Genomic DNA, 23,650 nt, shown 5'->3' with positions numbered 1-23,650 from the left:
TCAGAGGCCTCCGTCGTTGGTGAGCAGGTGCAGCAGCGGCGCGCCGTCGTCGGCGGGCAGCGATTCGTTCGATTCCCAGGCGTGCGCGAGCGCGCCGACGCCGCCGAGCGCGCCGACCAGGACCCCGCCGACCAGCCGGTCGCCGCGCACGACGACCCTGCGGTACGTGCCGCGCGTCGCGTCCGCGAGCTGCACGACGTCGTCGCCGGGCAGCGGCTCGGTCTCGCCGAACACGGCGAGGTCCAGCGGGTCCGCCTCGTGCGGCAGCGTGAGCCGGGTCAGGGCGCGGGTGCCGGTGTACTTCTTCGCGGATTCCGTGGTGCCTGAAGTTCCCGAAGTCCTTGGTGCGTCCGTGGTTCCGGTGAGCAGGTCGGCGAGGGCGTCGGCCTGTTCCATGGCCGGGGCCGCGAGCCCGTATACCGTGCCGGCGTGCTGGACGCAGTCGCCCACGGCGTGGATGCGCGGGTCGCTGGTGCGCAACTCGTCGTCGACGACGATGCCCTGGCGCACGTCGAGACCGGCCGCGCTCGCGAGCCCGGTCCGGGGACGGGCGCCGCAGGCGAGGACGGTGACGTCGGTGCCGAGCACATAGCCGTCGTGGAGTTCCACGCGGCGGACGTGTCCGTCGGTGACGCCGACGGCCCGCACCCGGCACTCGGTGTGGATCTCGACGCCGAGCGATGTCAGATGCCGGTGCACCAACTCCGATGAAGCAGGGTCGAGTTGGCGCTCCATGAGCCGCTCGGACTGCTGGACGAGCACCACCTGGGCGCCGCGCCGGGCCAGCGCGCGGGCCGCCGAGACGCCGAGCAGACCGCCGCCGATGACAACGGCGCGGCTGCCCTCCGTCACCGCCTCCGACAGCGCCAGGCAGTCGTCCATCGTGCGGAACGCGTGCACCCCGCCCGGCAGTTCGGTCGCCCCGGGCTCGAACAGGCCGCGCAGCGGCGGCAGTACGGGGTTCGAACCGGTGGCCAGGACAAGCGTGTCGTACGCGACATCGGCGCCGCTCTCGCACTGCACCAGGCGCCGGGCGCGGTCGATGCGGACGGCCCGGGTGTGGAGCCGGGGCCCCGGGACGCCGGGCAGCTCGATGACGTCGGGGCCGTAACTGCCCGCCAGCACCTCGGCGAGCAGCACCCGGTTGTACGGGGCATGCGGCTCCTCCCCGATCAGCACCGCACGCTCACCCAGACGACGGGCGAGGCGGGTGCCGGCCAGGCCGGTGCCGATGACGACGACGCGATTCATGCTCTGCAGCGTGCGGGGTGGGTGTTTCTCGGGGGCGTCCCGTCGGTTTCCCTGGAGGAACGGTGGGCTCAGCGGGGCCCTCCGGGGGGTGTGAGGGTGATTGCTTCCCGTCCGCGGGGTCGGGGGGCCTGCGGGTGCGCGTTCGCGCCGCGGGGGTTGGCGTTGTTCGCGGGTGCGGCTTTCGTCGTGGCCGGTCGCGCAGTTCCCCGCGCCCCTGAAATGCGCACTTCGTGCGCCATTTCAGGAGGCGCGCGCGTGCGCCTCGTCATGCGCGCGTGAAGCCGCATGCTCCAGGGGCGCGGGGAACTGCGCGACCGGCCCCCCACCGGGCCGCAGCCGAAATACCTGGCGGCTTAACCCGTGTTCAGGCTCACCTCAAGGGCGGCTTAAGGAACACCAGGGCGGCCCTGACCAGCCGATTCAACGGCTCGGCGGAGCCTAGTGTGCCGGAGTGAGCACCGAGGCCGTCGAACCCGAACTCGCCCGATACCCCGCCCTGTCGGCATACCGCAGCCAGACCGAGGAACCGGCGCGGACCCCACAGATACCGCCACGCCCCCGCAGGGCCCCGCGGATCCGGCCCGCCGCCCCGGTCCGGGTCACCCCGCGCACGCTACGGGCCGGGATCGGTACCGGCGGAGTCGCCGTGACCCTCCTGTGGGCGGCACAGGCCCGCCCGTCGGCGCGGCTCGACATCCTGTTCGCGTCCGGCGCCCACCTGTCGGGGCTGCTCGCCGGGTACGGAATCCTCGTCATGCTCTTCCTGATGGCCCGGGTGCCCGCGGTCGAGCACGGCGTCGGCGCCGACCGGCTCGCCCGCCACCACGCCCGCGGCGGCCGGCACGTCCTCACGCTCTGCGCCGTCCACGTCGTCCTCGCCCTGTGCGGGTACGCCGCCCACACCGGCGCCGACCTCCTCACGACCGTCACCGACCTGCTCGGCTACCCGGGACTGGCCTGCGCGACCGCCGGAACCCTGCTGTTCGTCACGGTCGGCGTGAGCAGCGCCCGCGCCGTCCGCCGCCGCGTCGGCCACGGCCCCTGGCGCGGCCTGCACCTGCTCACCTACCTCGCCGCGGCCCTCGCCTTCGCGCACCAGCTGGCCGGACCCGACATCGCGTACAGCCCCCTCAGCCTCGGCCTGTGGTCCCTGCTGCACGCCACCGTCGCCGTGCTCCTCGTCTGGTACCGGCTCGTCGTGCCCCTGCGCCAGGCGCGCCGGCACGGCCTGCGGGTCGTCGAGGTACGCGTCGAGGGACCGGGCGTGGTGTCCGTCCTGATGCGCGGCCGCGGCCTCGCCCAACTGCACGCCGAACCCGGCCAGTTCTTCCGCTGGCGGTTCCTGACGCGCAGGCTGTGGCACACGGCGCTCCCGTTCTCCCTGTCCGCGCCGGTCGACGGCGACCACGTCCGCATCACGGTGAAGGCCGTCGGCGACCACACGCGCCGGGTCCGCCGGCTGCGCCGCGGCGTACGCGTCGTCGCCACCGGCCCGTTCGGCGCGCTCACCGCCCATCGGCGTACCCGCCGCAAGGTGCTGCTGCTCGCGGGCGGCGTGGGCATCACGCCGCTGCGCGCCCTGTTCGAGACGCTGCCCGGCGGGCCGGGCGACATCACGCTCCTCTACCGCGCGAACAACGCCGGACAGCTCGTCCTGCGCGAGGAACTGGAGGCCATCGCCCGCACCCGGCAGGCCGCCCTGCACTACCTCCTCGGCCCCTCCGACGCGGCCTTCGACCCGCTCGCCCCGCAGGCACTGCGCAACCTCGTGCCCGGCCTCGCCGACCACGACGTCTACGTCTGCGGTCCGCCCGGCATGACGTCCGCCGCGACAACGGCCCTGGCCCGCGCGGGCATCCCCGAGGAACGCATCCACGCCGAGTCCTTCACGTATTGATCCTCGACCTGGTCCCCGATCCGATCACCGATCTGGTTCTCAGTTTGCTTCTCGATTCGCGCACCAGACCACGGAGAACACCCCCATGGGCCGCCACAGCAGACCCGCCCGCCCCGCCCACGCCCCTACGGTCCAGGCCCGCCGAAAGCTCGCCGCCGGTCTCGCCTCGGCCAGTGCCCTGGTCGCCGCATGCCTCGCCCTCACCGTGGACCCGGCCGCGCCGCCCGCTCCCGACCGGGCCGCCCCCCGGTCCGGGACGGCAAGCTCAGACGATCCTCAACTCTCCCTATATTCGTGGACGGCACACGTACCCCGTCCATAGGGTCGTGACCATGCCTGACATATCCCTGACCACCGTCGTCGTGCTGTGCCTCGCCGCGCTCGCGGCCGGCTGGGTCGACGCGGTGGTGGGCGGCGGCGGCCTGCTCCTGCTCCCCGCGCTGCTGCTCGGCCTGCCGAACACCGCGGGGGCGGGACCGTACGCGCTCGGCACCAACAAGGCAGTCGCCATCGTCGGCACCACCGGCGCCGCCGTCACCTACGCCCGCAAGGCCACCGTGGACGTACGCCTGGCCGTCCGCATCGGCGTGGCGGCCCTGATCGGCTCGACGGGCGGCGCGCTGCTCGCGGCGGGCATGAGCACCGATGTCCTCAAGCCGATCGTGATGGTGGTCCTGGTCGCCGTCGGCGCCTTCGTGATCTTCCGCCCGTCCTTCGGCACCGCCCCGACGACGGAGCCGCTCCCGCCGCGCCGGATCCTCGCCGCGATCGGGTTCGCGGGTCTCGGCATCGGCTTCTACGACGGCCTGATCGGGCCCGGCACGGGCACCTTCCTGGTCCTCGCGCTGACCGCGCTGCTCCACCTCGACCTGGTCACGGCCTCCGCCACCGCCAAGATCGTCAACTGCTGCACGAACGCGGGCGCCCTGGCCATGTTCGCGGTCAAGGGCACGGTCTACTGGCAGCTCGCCGCCCTCATGGCCGTCTTCAACCTGGCGGGCGGGATGGTGGGCGCCCGCTCGGCGCTCAAGCGGGGGGCCGGGTTCGTCCGCGTCGTCCTGCTCACGGTGGTGTGCGCGCTGGTGGTGAAGATGGCCTACGAGCAGTGGGTTGCGTGATTGGCCCTGAGTGGCGCGGGATGGGCGAGGCGTCATTCCACGTCTATCGGCTCCCCGTCAGATGCGCGAACACCACCACGTTCCCCTGGTAGCCGGTCCGCCGTGAGTACGCCCCCCCGCACGTGATCACCCGCAACTCCGGCCGCGGCGCGGCCCCGTACACCTTCTCGTCCGGGAAGTCCTTCGCCGCGTACACCTCGACGGCGTCGACCGTGAACACCGCCACCGAACCGTCCCGCCGGTCGATCTCGATGGTGCGGCCGCGCGTCAGGGCACCCAGGCCGTAGAAGACCGCGGGGCCCACCGCGTTGTCGACGTGGCCCGCCACCACCGCCGTGCCCCGTTCGCCGGGCCGGGTCCCGTCCTCGTACCAGCCGGCCAGGTTCTTCCTCCGCGGCGGCGGCACGTCCAGGCTGCCGCTCGGGTTCAGGCCGAGCCCCATCAGCGGCGCGTCCACGCGCAGGGACGGGATGCGGATCCGGTCCGGGGGCGAAGGGGACATCGGCGCGGCCGCCGGGGCGCCGCGGTCCGTGCCGGGGTGGGCCTGCGCGGCGGACGGCTGCGGCGGCGGGTGCCCCTCGGCGCCGCCGACCAGCAGCCAGGCGCCCACGCTCAGGGCCAGCACCGTGACGGCGCCCATGACGGCGTTGAGGGGGTTCGCGACACGCATGACGGCCCTTCGGTTCCCTTTGGTCTGTGCAGCCTCGGGCCCTCGCGCGGAGCCTCAGAGCCCGTCGCCTCTCGCCCGGCGGTGCAGCAGCCAGGTACCGCCCGCGGCGGCGACCGCCAGCGCCGCCACTCCCGCCGCCGTCTGTACGGGGTCGGGCCCGAGCGTGCCGCCGACCCCCGTCTTCACATGTCCCCGGGGCATCTGCGCGCCGGGCGCCCCGGCCTGCGCGAGCGACACGATCAGATCGCCCGTCACCTCGGTGCCGCCGGAGCAGCGGGCGACGATCTCGTACGTTCCCGGCTGTGCCGACGCCGGTACCGCGAACCGTGCGACGGCCTGCGCGGAGTCCGGCTCGGGGGCCAGGGTGAAGGCCCCGGAGCCGACCGCCCCGGCGTCGCCGGCCGCCGTGCCCTGCGCGCCGCAGGCCGTCGTGCTCACGGTGACCGTGCTGCCGGGGACCGCCGTCGCGGGGTACACCTCGAGGCCGCCCTGCGCCGCGACGGCGGGCGCGGCCCCGAATCCGGCGATGGCCGCGGCGAACGCGGCGGCGGTCAGGGATCGGCCTGTGCGCATCGTGCTTGCTCCTTCGCGGACGGCGGTCGCGCCCTGCAAGCACGAGGTAAGTCCCCCTCGGCCCGGCCTGCCTGCTGATGCCGCGTCAGAAAGTTGGTCACGGCGCTTCCCTGACGCCTCGAAGGCAACATTCCAGCAGGTCACCGGTGTGTCGCGAGAAAGTACCCGAAGGACACCGCCGACCGTGCGACCGGGTGAATGCCCTCCGGGGCCCGTCCTAGTTCACGGACACCGCCGACCATGTCGCCGCCACCGCCGCGTACTCCGCGCTGCCCGTCCCGTACAGGTCCCCGGCCGCGCTGAGCGTCGCCGTGCGCGCGCCCGCGTACTTCGTCGACGACGTCATATAGACCGTCAGCGCCCGGTACCAGATCGCGCCCAGCTTGTCCTTGCCGATGCCGGGCAGGGTCGCGCCGTCGCATGTCGTGCCGTTGTGCCGGACGCCGCCGATCACCTTGGGGCCGCTGCCCTCCGCCAGCAGATACGCGAAGTGGTTGGCGATCCCGGAGGAGTAGTGGACGTCCAGGTTGCCGGCGCTCGGACTCCAGCAGTCGGCCGAGAGTCCGTCCTTGCTCGGCTGGTCCATGAAGCGCAGCGCCGCCTGCCCGGAGCCGGGCTTGACGATCTTCTCGCCGATGAGCCAGTCGCCCGGGTCCGTCGCGTTGTCCGCGTGGAACTCCACGAGCGTGCCGAAGATGTCCGACGTCGCTTCATTGAGGCCGCCCGACTCGCCCGAGTACGCCAGGGCCGCCGTCTTGGACGTCACGCCGTGGGACATCTCGTGACCCGCCACGTCGAGCGCGACCAGGGGGCCGAACGTGGTTCCGTCGCCGTCCCCGTACGTCATGCAGAAGCAGTCGTCGTCCCAGAACGCGTTGTTGTAGCCGTTTCCGTAGTGGACCCGGTTGTACGAGCCCTTGCCGTCACCCGCGATGCCGTCCCGGTGGTGGACCTGCTTGTAGTAGTCCCACGTCTGGTCCGTGCCGTACTGCGCGTCGACGGCGGCGCTCGCCCGGTCGGCGTTCGCGCCCGAACCCCAGTGGTTGTCGGTGTCCGTGAAGAGGGTCGCCGGGGCGCGGCTCAGGCAGATGCCGAGGATGCAGAGGTCGGTCTTGTTCTGCGCGTCTCCGGTGTACGTGCCGCCGCGCGTCGCGTCCTTCAGCTGGTACGCCGAACCCGACTGCGTCGTCTGCAGGGGGACCGTGCCGGAGTAGAGCGACTTGCCGTCCCCGGTGGCCTCCGCCGCCTCCGCCGTCTCGATGCCGTCCCACGCGTCGATCCGGCGGCCGGTGAGCGCGTCGGTGAGGACGACCCGGGCGACCGGGTTGCCGAGCGAGTCCTCCGCCGTGGTGTCCGTGCGCCAGGCGAGTGTGGGCTTGCCGTGCAGGGCGTCGACGACCAGCAGCGGCTTGGAGATCAGCTTGCGCAGCGTCTCACCGGCGTTCGCGGTGCGCAGCGCCTTGGCGGCCAGGCCGGCGGCCTTCGGGGCGGTGACCTCGGGGGTGGTCGTGGGAACCGAGAGGTCGCCCTCGACGGCCCTGTCCGCGCTCTTGTACGTACCGGAGTCGGCGAGGTGGACGACGAAGTCGCCGCCCAGGACCGGGAGTTGGCGGAACGTCCGGTCGTAGCGGACGTGCTGGGTGCCGTCCTTGTCGAGGATCACGTCGCGGACGGAGGTCTTCTGGGCGGGGGTCAGGTTCAGGGCGGAGGCGTGGGTGGTGAGTGCGGTGGCCGCGGCGGCTATCGCTCCGGCGCGGGTGGGTGTGGGGGTGGGGGAGGCGGTTGCTGAGGGGGCGAGGGCCGCGGCCAGGAGGGTGGCCGCGGCCGCGGCTATGCCGGGGGTGGTGAGGCGCGATGTGGTCCTGGAGGGTCTCATCGGGCTCCTACGTGGGGGTTTCCTGATCCTGATGTCGCCTCAGTTTTAGGGGGTCATGACAAGGTGCGTCCAGGGTGTGGCCGTGCCGGGGCTGTGAAGGTCCGCGGTTGCGCCGGAAGGGAGGGTGGCCGTCTGGGGTGCGTCGGCGGCTGTCTCGTTCGTTCCGACAGGTGTGTGGGTGGGGCCGGTGCCGCCCGGGGCATGTCCGTGCTCGGCCATCTTTATGGCCTCGCCGGTTGCGTCGGATGCCGCTACCGCGTGCCGCTGTGCTGCGCGCGCACATGCCCCGACGGGCCCCTCCCCTCTCGTACGCGTCTGATCGCCGGACGAGCTGTCACCCGGGCCGGCCCGTATGCCGCGCGCCGCTCACTCCGCCCGGGCCACCCGAACCGCACACACCTTGAACTCCGGCATGCCTGAAACCGGGTCGAGCGCCGGGTTGGTCAGCGTGTTGGCGCGGCCGGGGCCGGGCCAGTGGAAGGGCATGAACAGCGTGTCCGGGCGGATCGTGGGGGTGAGGCGGGCCGGGGCCAGGGCCTCGCCGCGGCGGGAGGTGACCGTCACGGGGTCGCCGTCCGCGATGCCGAGACGCGCGGCCAGGCGCGGGTGGAGCTCCACGAACGGGCCCGGGGCCGCCTTGTTCAGCTCGGCCACGCGGCGGGTCTGCGCCCCCGACTGGTACTGCGCCACGACCCGGCCCGTCGTCAGGTGGAGCGGGTATTCCGCGTCGGGCTCCTCGGCCGCCGGGCGGTGCGCCACGGGGACGAAGCGGGCCCGGCCGTCCTCCGTGTCGAAACGGTCGAGGAAGAGGCGGGGCGTGCCGGGGTGTCCGGTGTCGGGGCACGGCCAGTGCAGGGCCTCGCCCTCGGCGAGACGGGCGTAGGAGATGCCCGCGTAGTCGGCCGGGCCGCCGGCCGATGCGCGGCGGAGTTCGTCGAAGACCTCCTCCGGGGATGTCGGGAAGTTCTTCTCCAGGTGGGGTGCCAGGCGGGCTGCCAGGCCGTGCAGTACGTCGAGGTCGGAGTGGACCCCGGGGGGTGCGGAGAGTGCTCGTCGGCGCAGCAGGACGCGGCCTTCGAGGTTGGTGGTCGTCCCTGTCTCCTCCGCCCACTGCGTCACCGGCAGTACCACGTCGGCCAGTTCGGCCGTTTCGGACAGGACCACGTCCGCCACCGCGAGGAAGTCGAGGGAGCGCAGGCGTTCCTCCACGTGCGCGGCCCGGGGCGCCGACACCACCGGGTTCGAACCCATGAGGAGCAGGGAGTGGATGTCCTTGCCGAGCGCGTCCAGGAGTTCGTAGGCCGAGCGGCCGGGGCCGGGGAGGGAGTCGGGGTGGACGCCCCAGATCTCCGCCACGTGGGCGCGGGCCGCCGGGTCCGTCAGCTTGCGGTAACCCGGCAACTGGTCGGCCTTCTGGCCGTGTTCGCGGCCACCCTGTCCGTTGCCCTGGCCGGTCAGGCAGCCGTAGCCGGACAGCGGGCGGCCGGGGCGGCCGGTGGCGAGGGCCAGGTTGATCCAGGCACCGACCGTGTCCGTGCCCTTGGACTGCTGCTCCGGACCGCGTGCCGTGAGCACCATCGCGTGATCGGGCGTCGTGAACAGCCGTACGGCTTCGCGGAGTTGGGGGAGGGGGACACCCGTCACCCGCTCCACGTACTCCGGCCAGTGCGCCATCGCTCCGGCCCGCGCGGCCTCCCAGCCCCGGGTGCGCTCTTGTACGTACTCCTCGTCGACCCGGCCCTCGGCCACCACCAGATGCAGCATGCCGAGCGCCAGCGCCAGATCCGTGCCGGGGCGCGGTGCCAGGTGCAGGTCCGCCTGTTCGGCCGTGCGGGTGCGGCGGGGGTCGATGACGATCAACTTGCCGCCGTTGGCTTTCAGTTCCGTCAGATAGCGCAGGGCCGGGGGCATCGTCTCGGCCAGATTCGAGCCGACCAGGATGACGCAGCCTGTGCGGGGGATGTCCTCCAGAGGGAAGGGCAGCCCCCGGTCCAGGCCGAAGGCCCGTTGGCCCGCGGCCGCCGCCGACGACATGCAGAAGCGGCCGTTGTAGTCGATCTGCGAGGTGCCCAGGACCGTACGCGCGAACTTGCCCAGCGCGTACGCCTTTTCGTTGGTCAGGCCGCCACCGCCGAACACCGCGCACGCGTCCGCGCCGTGTGCCGTACGCGTGCGGGCCAGGCCGGCGGCGATCGCGTCCAGCGCCTCGTCCCAGGTGGCGGGTGCCAGGCGGCCGGCGGCCGAGCGGATCAGCGGGTTGGTCAGGCGGGCCCCGGCGGAGAGGACCTCCGCCGCGCTCTGGCCCTTTCCGCACAGCGCTCCCCGGTTCACCGGGAAGTCCGCCCGGCCCGTGACCGTCACGCCCTCGCCCGACGCGTGTGGCGTCAGCGTCATGCCGCACTGCAGCGCGCAGTACGGGCAGTGCGTGGGCGTGGCAGCCGGAGGCCTGGTGTGCGTGTGCATGGCCGCCAGCCTGCGGGGTGCTTGTTACGCGGCGCGGGCAGGCGTGGTTACGCGGGCGGTACGCCCACCTCGCAGTGGACGGCGGACGGGTGTGAGGTCAGCGCGACCCGGCCAGCGCCCGGTGGATGCCGTCCTCCCGCGCGCCCAGGAAATGCGGGTCCGGGCGGACCAGCACGTCGAGCGCCGCCTTGCCCGCCGCGAACACCTCCCGAGCGCCGCCCGCGTACCAGGTCGTGTCGTGCCGCTCGTCCACCCCGACCCCGTACGACGACACCCCCGCCGCCTCGCACAGCGCCACCGCCCGCCGGATGTGGAACCCCTGGCTGAGCAGCACCGCCCGGTCCACCCCGAAGACCTTCTTGGCGCGTACGCACGAGTCCCAGGTGTCGAACCCCGCGTAGTCGCTCACCACCGCCCGGCCCGGCACCCCGTGCCGGGTCAGATACGTCCGCATCGCGTCCGGCTCGTCGTAGTCGGTACGGCTGTTGTCGCCGGTGACGAGGACCGCGCGGACCCGTCCCTGCCGGTACAACTCGGCCGCCGCGTCCAGACGATGGGCCAGGTACGGCGACGGCTCGCCCTGCCACAGGCCCGCCCCGAACACCATCGCCACCTCCGTGCGCGGCACGTCGGCCGTCGAGCGCAGCCGGTCCCCGGTCGACGTGAACAGCCACGTCGCGGGGAGCAGCGCCAGCACGCAGACCGCCATCAGGATCTGCAGCGCGCGCCGTTGACCCCGGCGAGTGCGGGGCAGACACGGACGGGACAGACGCATGGAGACTCCAGGGGCGGCGGATGACGGGCTTGTGGGCCTACGGAGGTAGGAGACGTCGCGCGCGGCCGGATGGTTCACCTCTCACGCCCGCGCGGGGCTCGCCGTGAACAACCCGCAACGGCCCGTCACCCCCGCGCAACAGACCGGCAACCCCCGCCCGGCACGATCGCCCCATGACGGACACGTCCGCACACCTCGACCCCACGGCCAGCACGGCGGGACTCCTCACCATGATCAGCGATCAGCTCGGCAGCCGGCTCGGCCAGGTGTCCCGGCGCCGCCACCGCCCCGACCCGGCCCTGGTCCTCGTGGCCCACGGCAGCCGCGACCCGCGCGCCCTCGCCACCGCCCGCGAACTCGCCGAGCGGATACGGGAACAGCGGCCGGGACTGACCGTCCGCCTCGGTTCCATCGAGCTGAACGAGCCGCTGGTGGCGGATGTCCTGGCCGGGCTGCCCGCGGGCGGACGGGCCGTTCTCGTGCCGCTGCTGCTGTCCCGCGGGTACCACGTCAAACGTGACCTGCCCCGCGCGGCCGAGGCCGCCGGGCACCTGCTCACCCGCGTCGCCGGCCCGCTCGGCCCACACCCCCTGCTCGTGGACGTCCTGCACGCGCGGCTGCGGGAGGCGGGGTGGCCCGGGCGGCTCACCGAGCGCGGCCGCCGGCGCGCGGGGGTCGTGCTCGCCGCCTCCGGGTCCCGCGACCCGGACGCCGCCGTCGACACCCACCGCACCGCCGCCCTGCTCGCCCTGCGCCTCGGCGTCCCCGTCGTCCCCGCCTACGCCTCCGGTGGCGCCCCCGACGTGGCCGCGGCGGTCCGCACCCTCGCCGCCCGGGGCCGCCACCGGCTCGCGCTCGCCTCGTACTTCACCGCGCCCGGCCGGTTCGCGACCGAGACGGCGGCCGCGTTCAGCCAGGGTGCCGGCGTCGTCGCGGCCCCGCTCGGCGCCCACCCGGACCTCGCCCGCCTCGCCCTGCACCGCTACGACGACGCCCTGCTCGACCGCACCCGCGCCACCCGGCACCTGGCCTCCGCCTGACCCCGCCCGGCCCGCCCCTTTTGTCGGTGCCTGCCTTTAGTGTCGGTGCATGACCCTGACGGACGAAGGTTGCGGTACGTACGACGAAGCGGACGTCGAGCGGTGGGCCCCCGAGCCCGACAAGCGCCCGGGCCGCACCGCGTTCCAGCGCGACCGGGCCCGTGTCCTGCACTCCTCGGCGCTGCGCAGGCTCGCCGGCAAGACCCAGGTCGTCACCCCGGGCACGCGCAGTAAGCACTGGGACGCCAGCCCCCGCACCCGCCTCACGCACTCCCTGGAGTGCGCCCAGGTGGGGCGCGAGCTGGGCGCGGCCCTCGGCTGCGACCCCGATCTCGTCGAGACGGCCTGCCTCTCGCACGACATGGGACACCCGCCCTTCGGGCACAACGGCGAGCAGGCGCTCAACGAAGTGGCGGAGGACTGCGGCGGGTTCGAGGGGAACGCGCAGTCGTTGCGGCTCCTCACCCGCATCGAACCCAAGCGGTTCGTGCGGTCGCCGGAGAGCGGCGAGCTGGTGAGCGTGGGACTCAATCTGACCCGCGCCGCCCTCGACGCCGCCACCAAGTACCCGTGGCCGCGCGGCGAGCACCCGAGCGATCCCGCCTCGTCCAAGTTCGGTGTCTACGAGGACGACCGGCCCGTCTTCGACTGGGTCAGGAAAGAGGCGCCGGGCCGCCGCACCTGCTTCGAAGCACAGGTCATGGACTGGGCGGACGACGTCGCGTACTCCGTGCACGACCTGGAGGACGGTCTGCACGCCGGGCACCTGGACCCGAACGTGCTGCACGCCGAGCCCGAGCGCGCCGACGTCTTCGCCGTCGCCATCGGGCGGTACGTGCCCGCGGACACCGATCCTGCCGAGCTCGCGGCCGCCCTCGACCGCCTCCTCGCCCAGGAGTGGTGGCCGCACGGCTACGACGGCACGGCGGTCGCCCAGGCCCGCCTCAAGGACGCCACCAGCCAGCTCATCGGCCGCTTCTGCCTGGCCGCGGAGAGCGCGACCCGCGCGCGGTACGGCACGGGCCGCCTGACGCGCTACGGGGCCGAGCTCGTCGTCCCGCGCGCCGCCCGCCACGAATGCGCGGTCCTCAAGGCGGTCGCCGACCGGTATGTGATGCAGCGCCCGCAGCAGGAGCGGCTCCGCGCCGACCAGCGCATCGTCGTCGCCGAACTGGCGGTGGCGCTGACGGCCCGCGCCCCGGACGGCCTGGACCCCCAGTTCCGCGCCCTGTTCGACGACGCGCCGGACGACCGTACGAAGAAGCGCGTCATCGTCGACCAGATCGCCTCCCTGACCGACGCCTCGGCCCGCTCCCTGCACGCACGCCTCGCGGCCGACCACTCGGTGTGACGGATAGTTCGGGAAACGCAGGGAAAAGGTGCGCCGTTCGGGCCACGCCCCCTTCCCGCATCACGCTGCGTGCGGGACGCTCGCATATGACGGCAGCGCAACGAGGAGGCATCAAGTGGTCGACGCGGACCAGACGTTCGTCATCGTCGGGGGAGGACTCGCGGGGGCGAAGGCCGCCGAGACGCTCCGCGAGGAGGGTTTCACCGGGCGGGTGATCCTCATCGGCGACGAACGGGACCACCCGTACGAACGCCCGCCCTTGTCGAAGGGGTTCCTCCAGGGCAAGGAGGACCGGGAGAAGGCCTTCGTCCACGCATTGGCCTGGTACGCGAGCCACGACGTCGAGCTGCACCTGGGCCAGACGGTCACCGCGATCGACCGCGCCGCGAAGACGGTGCGGCTCGGCGACTCCACCACCATCAGCTACGACAAGCTCCTGCTCGCCACCGGCGCCGAACCGCGCCGCCTCGACATCCCCGGCACCGACCTCGTCGGCGTCCACCACCTGCGCCGCCTGGCCCACGCCGAGCGTCTGAAGAACGTGCTGGCCGCGCTCGGCCGGGACAACGGGCACCTGGTGATCGCCGGGGCGGGCTGGATCGGCCTGGAGGTCGCCGCCGCGGCCCGCGAGTACGGCGCCGAGGTCACCGTCGTGGAGCCGGAGGCGACACCCCTGCACGCCGTGCTCGGCCCCGAGGTCGGCCAGATCTTCACCGAGCTGCACAGCGACCACGGCGTCCGCTTCCACTTCGGCGCGCGGCTCACCGAGATCTCAGGCCAGGACGGCATGGTCCTCGCCGCCCACACCGACGACGGCGAGGAGCACCCGGCGCACGACGTGCTCGCCGCGATCGGCGCCGCCCCGCGCACCGGCCTCGCCGAGGCCGCGGGCCTGACCCTGGCCGCCCGGGAGCACGGCGGCGGCATCGCCGTCGACGCCTCGCTCAGGACCTCCGACCCCGACATCCACGCCGCCGGGGACGTCGCCGCCGTCCAGCACCCGCTGTTCTCGCCGGCGCTCGGCAGCCTGCGTGTCGAGCACTGGGCCAACGCGCTGAACGGCGGGCCGGCCGCGGCCCGCGCCATGCTCGGCAAGGACGTCCCGTACGACCGGGTGCCGTACTTCTTCTCCGACCAGTACGACCTGGGCCTGGAGTACTCGGGCTGGGCGCCCCCGGGCAGCTACGACCAGGTGGTGATCCGTGGCAACGCGGGCAAGCGCGAGTTCATCGCCTTCTGGCTGAAGGACGGCCAGGTGCTCGCCGGGATGAACGTGAATGTGTGGGACGTCACGGAGCAGATCCAGCAGCTGATCCGCTCGGGCGCCAGGCCCGGCACGGAGCGGCTGTCCGACCCGACGGTTCCGCTCGGTGATCTTCTGGAGGGGTGACGGGAGTGTCGGCGGTGGGCCGTAGGATTCACGCGTGGCAGGCAGGATCAATGACGAGGACGTGAAGGCGGTTCGGGACGCGGTCCCGATCGACGCCGTGGTGTCCGAGTACCTGCAACTGCGCAACGCGGGCGGCGGGAACCTGAAGGGCCTCTGCCCGTTCCACGACGAGAAGTCCCCGTCCTTCCAGGTCAGCCCGAGCAAGGGGTTCTTCCACTGCTTCGGCTGCCAGGAAGGCGGCGACACCATCACGTTCGTGATGAAGGTCGACCACCTCACCTTCTCCGAAGCGGTGGAGCGCCTCGCCGCGCAGGCCGGCATCACCCTGCGCTACGAAGAGGGCGGGTACAACCCCTCGCACCAGCGCGGCGAGCGCATCCGCCTCGTCGAGGCGCACCAGGCCGCCGCGCAGTACTACATCGACCAGCTGGAGTCCCCGGAAGCGGAGATCGGCCGCAAGTTCCTCGCCGAGCGCGGCTTCGACCAGGCCGCCGCCGCCCACTTCGGCGTCGGCTACAGCCCGGCCGGCTGGGACCACCTGACCCGCTACCTGCGCGGCAAGGGCTTCAGCGACAAGGAGCTGACCCTCTCCGGGCTCTCCCAGGAGGGCCGCCGCGGGCCCATCGACCGGTTCCGCGGCCGCCTGATGTGGCCGATCCGCGACATCGGCGGCGAGGTCGTCGGCTTCGGCGCCCGCCGCCTGCGCGAGGACGACAACGGGCCGAAGTACCTGAACACGCCCGAGACCCCGATCTACAAGAAGTCGCAGGTCCTGTACGGCATCGACCTCGCGAAGAAGGACATCGCGAAGGCCAGCCGCGCCGTCGTGGTCGAGGGGTACACGGACGTGATGGCCTGCCATCTGGCCGGGATCACCACCGCCATCGCGACGTGCGGCACGGCCTTCGGCGGCGACCACATCAAGATCCTGCGCCGCCTCCTGATGGACAACGGGTCGGCGCGGGTCATCTTCACCTTCGACGGTGACGCGGCCGGGCAGAAGGCGGCCCTGCGCGCCTTCGAGGACGACCAGAAGTTCGCCGCCGAGACGTACATCGCGATCGCGCCGGACAACATGGACCCGTGCGACCTGCGCCTGGCCAAGGGCGACGAAGCGGTCGCCGACCTCGTCGAACCCCGCACGCCCCTCTTCGAGTTCGCGCTCCGCCAGATCGTCGGGCGCTACGACCTGGAGACCCCGGCGGGCCGCGCCGCCGCCCTCGACGAGGCCGCGCCGGTCGTCGCCCGCATCAAGAACAGCGCCTCCCAGCACGAGGTCGCCGTCCAGCTCGCCGGCATGCTCGGCATCCTCGACACGCAGTTCGTGGTCAAGCGTGTCGGGCAGCTGGCCCGGTGGGCCAGGGACCGCGGCGGCAAGGGCCCGGCCCCCACCGCCGGCCGGGGCCGCCAGGAGCCCGAGGCGGCCGCGCCCGCCCGCGCGTTCGGCGGCCCGGCGCTCACCCTGCGCAACCCGGTGTACGCCACCGAGCGCGAACTGCTCAAGCTCGCCCTGCAGTACCCGCAGCTGGTCTCCCCGGCCTTCGACGCGTACGGGATCGACGAGTTCACGGCCGCGCCCTACGCCGCCGTGCGCCAGGCCGTCCTGGAGGCGGGCGGCGCCGAGCAGGGCGTCCACGAGCCGCACGAGTATCTGGTCCGGGTCCGCGAGGCGGCGCCGGACGACGCGGTACGGGCGATGGTCACCGAGCTGGCCGTCGAGGCGATCCACCGCAAAACGGTCGACGAGGCGTATGCGGGCGAGCAGCTCGTCACCGTGCGCAGGCGGGCGGTCGAGCGCCGCATCCGCGACGTCCAGGGCACCTTCACCCGCCTCGGCTCGGGCGGCGACCCGGCCCAACTGGCGGTCGTGCAGAACGAGTTGTGGGTGCTCCAGCAGTACGGCCAGGCGCTGCGCGAGCGGGGCGCGCAAGCCCTGTAGACACCGGACCGCGCTTTCGTGCGCCGTTTCGCGCTGTTCGAGGCAGGGCAGAGCGGGCACTCGTGCAGCAGGGTAACCGTGCGGTCACGCACCGGACTCAAAAAGTCATCGCACGCCCCTCGTGGCGGCGCTGTGTCGTACTCCACACTGGGTGGCGGTGCCTGAGTCCTCGGAGCGCGGCCGGAACCCGGACACCGGGTCCGACACCCCCGCGGTTCCGCTTATCGCGTTCGGGACGGACAGCGGCGCGGCCGCCACTGTCCGTCCTCCAGCCGCACGCCTCAGCAGCGATCACCTTGGAGGTCGCCCCCGTGCAGACCCAGACCCTCAGTCAGAGTGACAGCACAGCGCAGGCCCTCGCCGATCCCGAAGGTGCCACCGACGGCGAGGCCCTCACCACGGTGCCGCCCCAGAGCCGCGTGGCGCACCGTCCCGAGGCGGCCACGGCCGCACCCGAGCCGGACGAACCAGAGACAGTCGAGCCGCCAGAGCCGGTGCGCGGCACCCGCACGGACACCGGCGGCCCCTCCTCCGACCTGTTCCGCCAGTACCTGCGCGAGATCGGCCGCATCTCGCTGCTCACCGCCGCCGAGGAGGTGGAACTCGCACGGCGCGTCGAGGCCGGCCTGTTCGCCGAGGAGCGGCTCACCCACGCCCCCGACCTGGACTCCGAACTCGCCCTGGACCTCGACAAGTTGGTCGTCATGGGCCGGATGGCCAAGCGCCGCCTGATCGAGGCGAACCTGCGCCTGGTGGTGTCCGTGGCCAAGCGGTACGTGGGCCGCGGCCTGACCATGCTCGACCTGGTCCAGGAGGGAAACCTGGGCCTGATCAGGGCGGTCGAGAAGTTCGACTACGCCCGCGGCTACAAGTTCTCGACGTACGCGACCTGGTGGATCCGTCAGGCCATGAGCCGCGCGCTCGCCGACCAGGCCCGCACGATCCGCGTCCCGGTCCATGTGGTCGAACTGATCAACCGGGTCGTCCGCGTGCAGCGCCGGATGCTGCAGGAGCGCGGCTACGAGCCGACCCCGGAAGAGGTGGCGGCCCACCTGGACCTGCCCCACGAGCGGGTCAGCGAGGTCCTGAGGCTCGCCCAGGAGCCCGTCTCGCTGCACGCCCCCGTCGGCGAGGAGGACGACGTGGCGCTCGGCGACCTCATCGAGGACGGCGACGCGGCGAGCCCCGTCGAATCGGCGGCGTTCCTCCTGCTCAGGGAACACCTGGAGGCCGTGCTCTCCACCCTGGGCGAGCGCGAACGCAAGGTGGTGCAGCTCCGCTACGGCCTCGCCGACGGCCGCCCCCGCACCCTGGAGGAGATCGGCCGCATCTTCGGCGTCACCCGCGAGCGCATCCGGCAGATCGAGTCGAAGACGCTCAACAAGCTCCGTGACCACGCCTTCGCCGACCAGTTGCGTGGTTACCTGGACTGAGCGCCCGGAGGGGGCGGGGTGGTGTTCGTACGCGATCCCCGCACCCCCCACGGCGCCTAGTCGACCTCGGCCACCGCCTGGGCGAACTGCGCCTCGTACAGGCGCTGGTAGGCCCCGCCGGCGGCGACCAGGTCATCGTGCGAGCCCTGCTCCACGATGGCCCCGTTCTCCATGACCAGAATCGTGTCCGCGTCGCGGATCGTCGACAGACGGTGCGCGATCACGAAGGAGGTCCGGCCGGAGGCCAGCCGGGCCATCGCCTTCTGGATGAGCACCTCGGTGCGGGTGTCGACGGAGCTGGTCGCCTCGTCGAGCACCAGGATCACCGGGTCGGACAGGAACGCCCGCGCGATGGTGATGAGCTGCTTCTCACCGGCGCTGACCCCCGTCCCCTCGTCGTCGATGACGGTGTCGTACCCCTCGGGCAGCGTGCGGATGAACCGGTCCGCGTGCGCGGCCTTCGCGGCGGCCTCGACCTCCTCCCGGTTCACGTCCTTCGCGGCGCCGTACGCGATGTTCTCCGCGATGGACCCGCCGAACAGCCACGTGTCCTGGAGCACCATCCCGATGCCGGCCCGCAGCTCGTCCCGCTCCATCTTCGCGATGTCGACCCCGTCGAGCGTGATCCGCCCGCCGGTGACGTCGTAGAACCGCAGCAGCAGATTGACGAGCGTGGTCTTGCCCGCGCCCGTCGGTCCGACGATGGCGACCGTGTGGCCCGGCTCCGCGGTGAGCGACAGGTCCTCGATGAGCGGCTTGTCCTTCTCGTAGCGGAAGGCGACGTGCTCGAACTCGACGTGCCCGCGCAGATCGGCGGGCTTCTCGCCGGGGACGGGGTCCGCCGACTGCTCCTCCGCGTCGAGCAGTTCGAAGATCCGCTCGGCCGAGGCGACACCCGACTGCACGAGGTTCGCCATCGACGCGACCTGCGTCAGCGGCATCGAGAACTGCCGCGAGTACTGGATGAACGCCTGCACGTCACCGATGGACAGCGTCCCGGAGGCCACCCGCAGCCCGCCGACGACGGCCACCAGCACATAGTTCAGGTTCGAGATGAAGAACATCAGCGGCTGCATGATGCCGCTGTTGAACTGCGCCTTGAACGACGCCTCGTACAGCGCGTCGTTCTGCTCGGCGAACTGCTCCGCCGACTCCTTCTGCCGCCCGAACACCTTCACCAGGTTGTGGCCGGTGTACATCTCCTCGATGTGCGCGTTCAGCACGCCGGTCGTCCGCCACTGCTGCACGAACTGCGGCTGCGAACGCTTGCCGACCTTCGCCGCGACGAGCACCGACAGCGGCACCGTCACGAGCGCGACCAGCGCGAGCAGCCAGGAGATCCAGAACATCATCACGAGGACGCCGACGATGGTCAGCAGCGAGTTGAGCATCTGCCCCATCGTCTGCTGCAGCGTCTGCCCGATGTTGTCGATGTCGTTGGTCGCCCGGCTCAGCACCTCGCCGCGCTTCTGCTTGTCGTAGTACGACAGGGGCAGCCGTGCCAGCTTCGCCTGCATCTCCTTGCGCAGCTGGGCCACCGCCAGGTTGATGACCCGGTTGGCCAGCCGGGTGCCCGCCATCATCGCGAGGCCCGCGCACGCGAACACCGCGAGCCCGATCAGCAGCACCGCGCCGATCCGGTCGAAGTCGACACCCTGGCCCGGGGTGAAGTCGACCCCGCGGAGCATGTCGGCCATGCCGTTCTCGCCCTTGGCCCGCAGGCCCTCGATGACCTGCTCCTTGGTCTGCCCGGCCGGCGTCTGCCCGCCGATGATCCCGCCGAAGAGCAGGTCGGTCGCATGGCCGAGGATCTTCGGCCCGACCACCGAGAGACCGACACTGATCACGACGGCGACCAGCACCGCGGCGACCGCCGAGCGGTGCGCCGCCATCCGTTTGAGCAGCCGCTTGCCGGAGCCCTTGAAATCCATCGAACGCGAACCGGGCGCACCGGCCGCCATCCGCGCCGCCATCGGCCCCGCCATCAGGCTGCCTCCGCTTCCGTCAGCTGGGAGAGGACGATCTCCCGGTACGTCTCGTTGCCGGCCATCAGTTCGTGATGGCGGCCCTCGCCGACGACCCGGCCCTCGTCGAGGACGACGATCCGGTCGGCGTCCCGGATCGTCGCGACCCGCTGGGCCACGATCACCACGGTCGCCTCGGCCGTCTCGGCGCCCAGCGCCCGGCGCAGCGCGGCGTCGGTGGCGTAGTCGAGCGCGGAGAACGAGTCGTCGAAGAGGTAGATCTCCGGCCGCTGTACGAGCGTGCGCGCGATGGCCAGGCGCTGGCGCTGACCACCGGAGACGTTCGTCCCGCCCTGGGTGACGGGCGCGTCGAGCCCGTTCTCCAGCTTGCTGACGAAGTCCTTGGCCTGCGCCACTTCGAGCGCGTGCCACAGCTCCTCGTCGGTGGCGTCCGGCTTTCCGTAGCGCAGATTCGTCGCGACGGTCCCGGAGAACAGATACGGCTTCTGCGGCACGAGCCCGACGGTCTTCGCCATGAGTTCCGGATCGATCTCGCGGACATCCTCCCCGTCGACGTACACGACGCCGGAGGTGGTGTCGTACAGCCGCGGCACGAGCCCGAGGAGCGTCGACTTGCCGCTGCCCGTCGAGCCGATGATCGCGGTGGTCTCACCGGGTCTCGCGACCAGGTCGACCCCGCGCAGCACCGGCTCCTCGGCGCCCGGGTACCCGAAGTCCGCGCCGCGGATCTCCAGGTGCCCGTGGCGCCGCAGCTCCCGTACGGAGGTCTCCGGGGCCGGCGGCACGACGCTCGACTCGGTGGCGAGCACCTCGTCGATGCGCTCGGCACAGACCTCGGCGCGCGGCACCTGCATGAACATGAAGGTGGCCATCATCACGCTCATCACGATCTGCATGAGGTACGCGAGGAAGGCGGTGAGGTCACCGATCTGCATGGCGCCGCTGTCGATGCGGTGCGCGCCGAACCAGACGACGGCGATCGACGCGACGTTCACGATCGTCATGACGAACGGGAACATCAGTGCCATGATCCGGCCGGTGGCGAGCGACGTCCCGGTCAGATCGTTGTTCGCCTCACCGAACCGGCCCTTCTCGAAGTCGTCGCGCACGAAGGCGCGGATGACACGGTTGCCGGTGATCTGCTCGCGCAGCACCCGGTTCACGGTGTCCAGCTTGACCTGCATGGACCGGAACAGCGGCCGCAGCTTGCGGATGATCAGCGACAGCACGACGGCCATGACGGGCAGCACGGCCAGCAGCACGCCCGACAGCGGCACGTCGAGCCCGAGGGCCATCACCACACCGCCGACGCACATGATCGGCGCCGACACCATCAGCGTGAAGGTGAGCAGCGCCAGCATCTGGACCTGCTGCACGTCGTTCGTGGTCCGGGTGATCAGCGACGGCGCCCCGAACTGGCCGAGCTCACGCGCGGAGAAGGACTGCACGCGGTCGAAGACGGCGCCGCGCACATCGCGCCCGAGGGCGGCGGCGGTCCGGGCGCCGAAGAAGACGGCGCCGGTGTTGCAGACGACCTGGACGACCGTGACGCCCAGCATCAGGGCGCCGAACTCGAGGATGTAGCCGGTGTCGCCGTTCACGACACCGTTGTCGATGATGTCCGCGTTCAGGGTGGGCAGGTACAGCGCGGCGCAGGTCTGCAGGAACTGCAGCAGCACCAGCAGCCCGATGGGTTTCTTGTACGGACGCAGATACGTCCGCAGGAGTCGTATGAGCACGCTCGGTCTCTCGGTGTCGGCGGGTGAGTGTGAGCGGTGGGGCGGGGAGGGCAGGACAGGGGAGCGGTGCGTCCGCGCCGGAACGTGGACGCATGGATCCCTATCGTCGAACACTCCACCCGCGTTACCTCAACCGATTTACCCAAGAGCGCTCAAAGATCAGCCATGGTCGGGGTCAGGACCCGGCGCGCGCCTACGAGAACGCGCCGGGGTGGATCTGCTCCCGCACGGACCGGTACTGCTGGCGCACCGCCTGCCCCACGGCCGCCTCCTCACCCGGCTCGAAGACCTGCGCGGCCGCGCCCTGCCACTGCGGCAACTGCCCGCTCAGCGCCCACGCGGCCTGCCGCGCCGCACCGATCGCCGCGTAGTCGGCCGGCTGCGGCACCACGACCTGCGTGCCGAACAGCATCGGCGCCGCGGCCTGCACGGCCTGCAGCTCGGCGGCGGCGCCCAGCAGGAACACCCGCCGGATCTCCACCCCGCGCCCGCGCAGCACGTCCATGGCGTCCGCGAGGCCGCACAGCATGCCCTCGAAGGCGGCCCGCGCGAGGTGCTCGGGCTTCATGGACTCTCGCCTGAGCCCGCTCAGCGTCCCGGCGGTGTGCGGCAGATTCGGCGTCTTCTCGCCCTCCAGGTACGGCAGGAGGACGAGTCCGTGGGAGCCCGGCGTCGACTTCAGGGCGAGCTCGGACAACTCGTCGAGTCCACCGTCGAGCCCCAGCATCTCGGCGGTTCCGCGCAGCGCTCGCACGGCGTTCAGCGTATGCACGACGGGCAGGTGCAGGCCCGTCGCGTCGGCGAGGGAGGTGATGGCACCGCTCGAATCGGCCAGCGCCTCGTGGTGCACGGCCATCACGGAACCGGAGGCGCCGAGCGACACCACGGCGTCCCCGGCGCGCATCCCGAGCCCGAAGGCGGCGGCCATGGTCTCGCCGGTCCCGGCCGAGATGATCAGGCCCTCCGGGGTCGTCCCCGCCGCGTCGCCCGGCCCGAGCACCTCCGGCAGCATCGCCTGCTGCCCGAGGGCCAGCTCCACGAGATCGGGCCGCCAGGAACCGGTGGCGGCGGACCAGTACCCGGTGCCCGAGGCACCGCCGCGGTCCGTCGTGCGCCGCGCGGGCCGGCCCAGGAGCTGCCACACCAGCCAGTCGTGCGCCTGCATGAGCAGCGCCACCCGCTGCGCGTTCTCCGGCTCGGTCCGCGCCAGCCACCGCAGCTTGGCCACGGGCTGGGCCGCCTGGGGGACGCATCCGACGGCGCCGGCCCACGCCTCGCGCGAGCCGAGCCGGTCGATGAGGTCCGCGGCGGCGGCCTGCGCCCGCTTGTCGCCGCCGACCAGCGCGGGGCGCACCGTGTTGCCCTTGTTGTCCAGCGGCACCAGCGCGTTCTGCTGCGCGGACACGCCGATGGCCTGTACGCCTTCCAGCAGCCCGCCGCCCGCGGCCTCGCCCAGTGACAGCAGCCAGGCCTGGGGATCGACGTCCGTGGGCCGCCCGCCACCCTCCACCGGGTCCAGCGGGTGCGGGGCGTACCCCTGCCGCAGCACGGCCCCGGTGTCGGAGTCACAAACCACAATGCGCGTGAAATCGGGCGAACTGTCCAGCCCGGCGACTATCCCCATGACAGAAATTCTGCCGCACCGCCGGCCACTCCCGTACCGCAGCTTCCGCTTCGCTATGTGTTGCTGGTGCCCCAGTCGTCGTTCCCGGCCGTCCCGGCCGTGCCACCGCGCTCCCGCAGTGAGCGCACCCGGCCGGCCACCGACTCCGGCACCCTGCCCTCGACCTTCTCGCTCACCGAGTGGAAGGCCTTGCCCGCGTAGGTCCGCGTCTGCTGCGCGGCGGACTCCGCCGTGTTGCGCACCGCGGGGTTCTGAGCGATCTCGCGAGCGCTCTTCTTCAGCTTCTCGTACCGTTCGCGCCCGGCGCGTGTCCCCAGCACGTAACCGAGGGCCAGACCGGCGATGAATGTGAGCCGGTAGCGCATGAGGGCCACCCTTCCGTAGCTAGTCGTGATCGCCGGGGGGATACCGATTGGCGGAGCACCCCCCTGCTTGCGCTAATGTATGTGTCGCAGCGAGCGCGCGCCGCCTGGCAAGTACCCAGGTAGCTGCGTTCGAAGCAATGAAGCATTCCCCTGTAGCTCAA

The 23,650-nt window shown here is 72.3% G+C and carries 16 protein-coding genes and 1 pseudogene; 7 read left to right on the top strand and 10 right to left on the bottom strand.

Going from position 1 to position 23,650, the window contains the following annotated elements:
* Window positions 1–1,260, bottom strand: coding sequence for an FAD-dependent oxidoreductase (locus tag AB0J02_RS01865; RefSeq protein WP_363191761.1), 1,260 nt, complete (start codon window positions 1,258–1,260; stop codon window positions 1–3).
* Window positions 1,261–1,702: 442 nt separating this feature from the next.
* Here AB0J02_RS01865 and AB0J02_RS01860 point away from each other — a divergent pair, with 442 nt between their 5' ends.
* On the top strand, window positions 1,703–3,148 hold the full coding sequence (locus tag AB0J02_RS01860) for a ferric reductase-like transmembrane domain-containing protein (RefSeq protein WP_363191529.1): 1,446 nt from the start codon (window positions 1,703–1,705) through the stop codon (window positions 3,146–3,148).
* 332 nt (window positions 3,149–3,480) lie between these two features.
* Window positions 3,481–4,266, top strand: coding sequence for a TSUP family transporter (locus AB0J02_RS01855; RefSeq protein ID WP_363191528.1), 786 nt, complete (start codon window positions 3,481–3,483; stop codon window positions 4,264–4,266).
* A gap of 43 nt (window positions 4,267–4,309) precedes the next feature.
* On the opposite strand, the gene AB0J02_RS01850 is transcribed toward AB0J02_RS01855, so the two are convergent.
* The 5 genes from AB0J02_RS01850 to AB0J02_RS01830 form a co-directional block, all read right to left on the bottom strand.
* Window positions 4,310–4,936: a class F sortase gene (locus tag AB0J02_RS01850; protein WP_363191527.1), complete on the bottom strand. Its 627-nt coding sequence runs from the start codon at window positions 4,934–4,936 to the stop codon at window positions 4,310–4,312.
* A 54-nt stretch (window positions 4,937–4,990) separates the two neighbouring features.
* Entirely contained in the window at window positions 4,991–5,509 is a 519-nt protein-coding gene (locus AB0J02_RS01845) for a hypothetical protein (protein ID WP_363191526.1), read from the bottom strand.
* A gap of 217 nt (window positions 5,510–5,726) precedes the next feature.
* Window positions 5,727–7,385 (bottom strand): M4 family metallopeptidase, encoded by a 1,659-nt coding sequence (locus AB0J02_RS01840; RefSeq protein ID WP_363191525.1) that lies wholly within the window; start codon window positions 7,383–7,385, stop codon window positions 5,727–5,729.
* A 366-nt stretch (window positions 7,386–7,751) separates the two neighbouring features.
* Entirely contained in the window at window positions 7,752–9,848 is a 2,097-nt protein-coding gene (locus tag AB0J02_RS01835; RefSeq protein WP_363191524.1) for a molybdopterin oxidoreductase family protein, read from the bottom strand.
* A 97-nt stretch (window positions 9,849–9,945) separates the two neighbouring features.
* Complete coding sequence (locus AB0J02_RS01830) at window positions 9,946–10,623, bottom strand: ElyC/SanA/YdcF family protein (protein WP_363191523.1); 678 nt, start codon at window positions 10,621–10,623, stop codon at window positions 9,946–9,948.
* Window positions 10,624–10,796: 173 nt separating this feature from the next.
* Here AB0J02_RS01830 and AB0J02_RS01825 point away from each other — a divergent pair, with 173 nt between their 5' ends.
* The 5 genes and pseudogenes from AB0J02_RS01825 (at window position 10,797) to AB0J02_RS01805 (ending at window position 17,776) form a co-directional block, all read left to right on the top strand.
* Window positions 10,797–11,663, top strand: coding sequence for a sirohydrochlorin chelatase (locus tag AB0J02_RS01825; RefSeq protein WP_363191522.1), 867 nt, complete (start codon window positions 10,797–10,799; stop codon window positions 11,661–11,663).
* A 49-nt stretch (window positions 11,664–11,712) separates the two neighbouring features.
* Window positions 11,713–13,014, top strand: a complete 1,302-nt coding sequence (locus AB0J02_RS01820) for a deoxyguanosinetriphosphate triphosphohydrolase (RefSeq protein WP_363191521.1) — start codon at window positions 11,713–11,715, stop codon at window positions 13,012–13,014.
* Between the two features lie 115 nt (window positions 13,015–13,129).
* Window positions 13,130–14,404: an FAD-dependent oxidoreductase gene (locus tag AB0J02_RS01815; protein ID WP_363191520.1), complete on the top strand. Its 1,275-nt coding sequence runs from the start codon at window positions 13,130–13,132 to the stop codon at window positions 14,402–14,404.
* A gap of 34 nt (window positions 14,405–14,438) precedes the next feature.
* Complete coding sequence (gene dnaG / locus AB0J02_RS01810; RefSeq protein ID WP_363191519.1) at window positions 14,439–16,343, top strand: DNA primase; 1,905 nt, start codon at window positions 14,439–14,441, stop codon at window positions 16,341–16,343.
* Between the two features lie 157 nt (window positions 16,344–16,500).
* Window positions 16,501–17,776, top strand: a pseudogene (locus AB0J02_RS01805) (RNA polymerase sigma factor).
* Window positions 17,777–17,832: 56 nt separating this feature from the next.
* Here AB0J02_RS01805 and AB0J02_RS01800 read toward each other — a convergent pair.
* From AB0J02_RS01800 to AB0J02_RS01785, 4 genes are all read right to left on the bottom strand, one after another.
* On the bottom strand, window positions 17,833–19,761 hold the full coding sequence (locus AB0J02_RS01800; protein ID WP_363191518.1) for an ABC transporter ATP-binding protein: 1,929 nt from the start codon (window positions 19,759–19,761) through the stop codon (window positions 17,833–17,835).
* The gene (locus tag AB0J02_RS01795) at window positions 19,761–21,500 is read right to left on the bottom strand and encodes an ABC transporter ATP-binding protein (protein WP_363191517.1); all 1,740 of its coding nucleotides are present in this window, start codon (window positions 21,498–21,500) and stop codon (window positions 19,761–19,763) included. The genes AB0J02_RS01800 and AB0J02_RS01795 overlap by 1 nt, the downstream gene beginning before the upstream one ends.
* A gap of 193 nt (window positions 21,501–21,693) precedes the next feature.
* On the bottom strand, window positions 21,694–23,124 hold the full coding sequence (locus tag AB0J02_RS01790; protein WP_363191516.1) for an FGGY family carbohydrate kinase: 1,431 nt from the start codon (window positions 23,122–23,124) through the stop codon (window positions 21,694–21,696).
* A gap of 53 nt (window positions 23,125–23,177) precedes the next feature.
* The gene (locus AB0J02_RS01785; RefSeq protein WP_363191515.1) at window positions 23,178–23,489 is read right to left on the bottom strand and encodes a YtxH domain-containing protein; all 312 of its coding nucleotides are present in this window, start codon (window positions 23,487–23,489) and stop codon (window positions 23,178–23,180) included.
* Window positions 23,490–23,650: the final 161 nt, after the last annotated feature.

The organism is Streptomyces sp. NPDC050264 (assembly GCF_040655895.1).
GTDB lineage: Bacteria > Actinomycetota > Actinomycetes > Streptomycetales > Streptomycetaceae > Streptomyces.
Note: the sequence above shows the minus strand (reverse complement) of the source record. Positions and strands in the feature narration are given on the sequence as shown.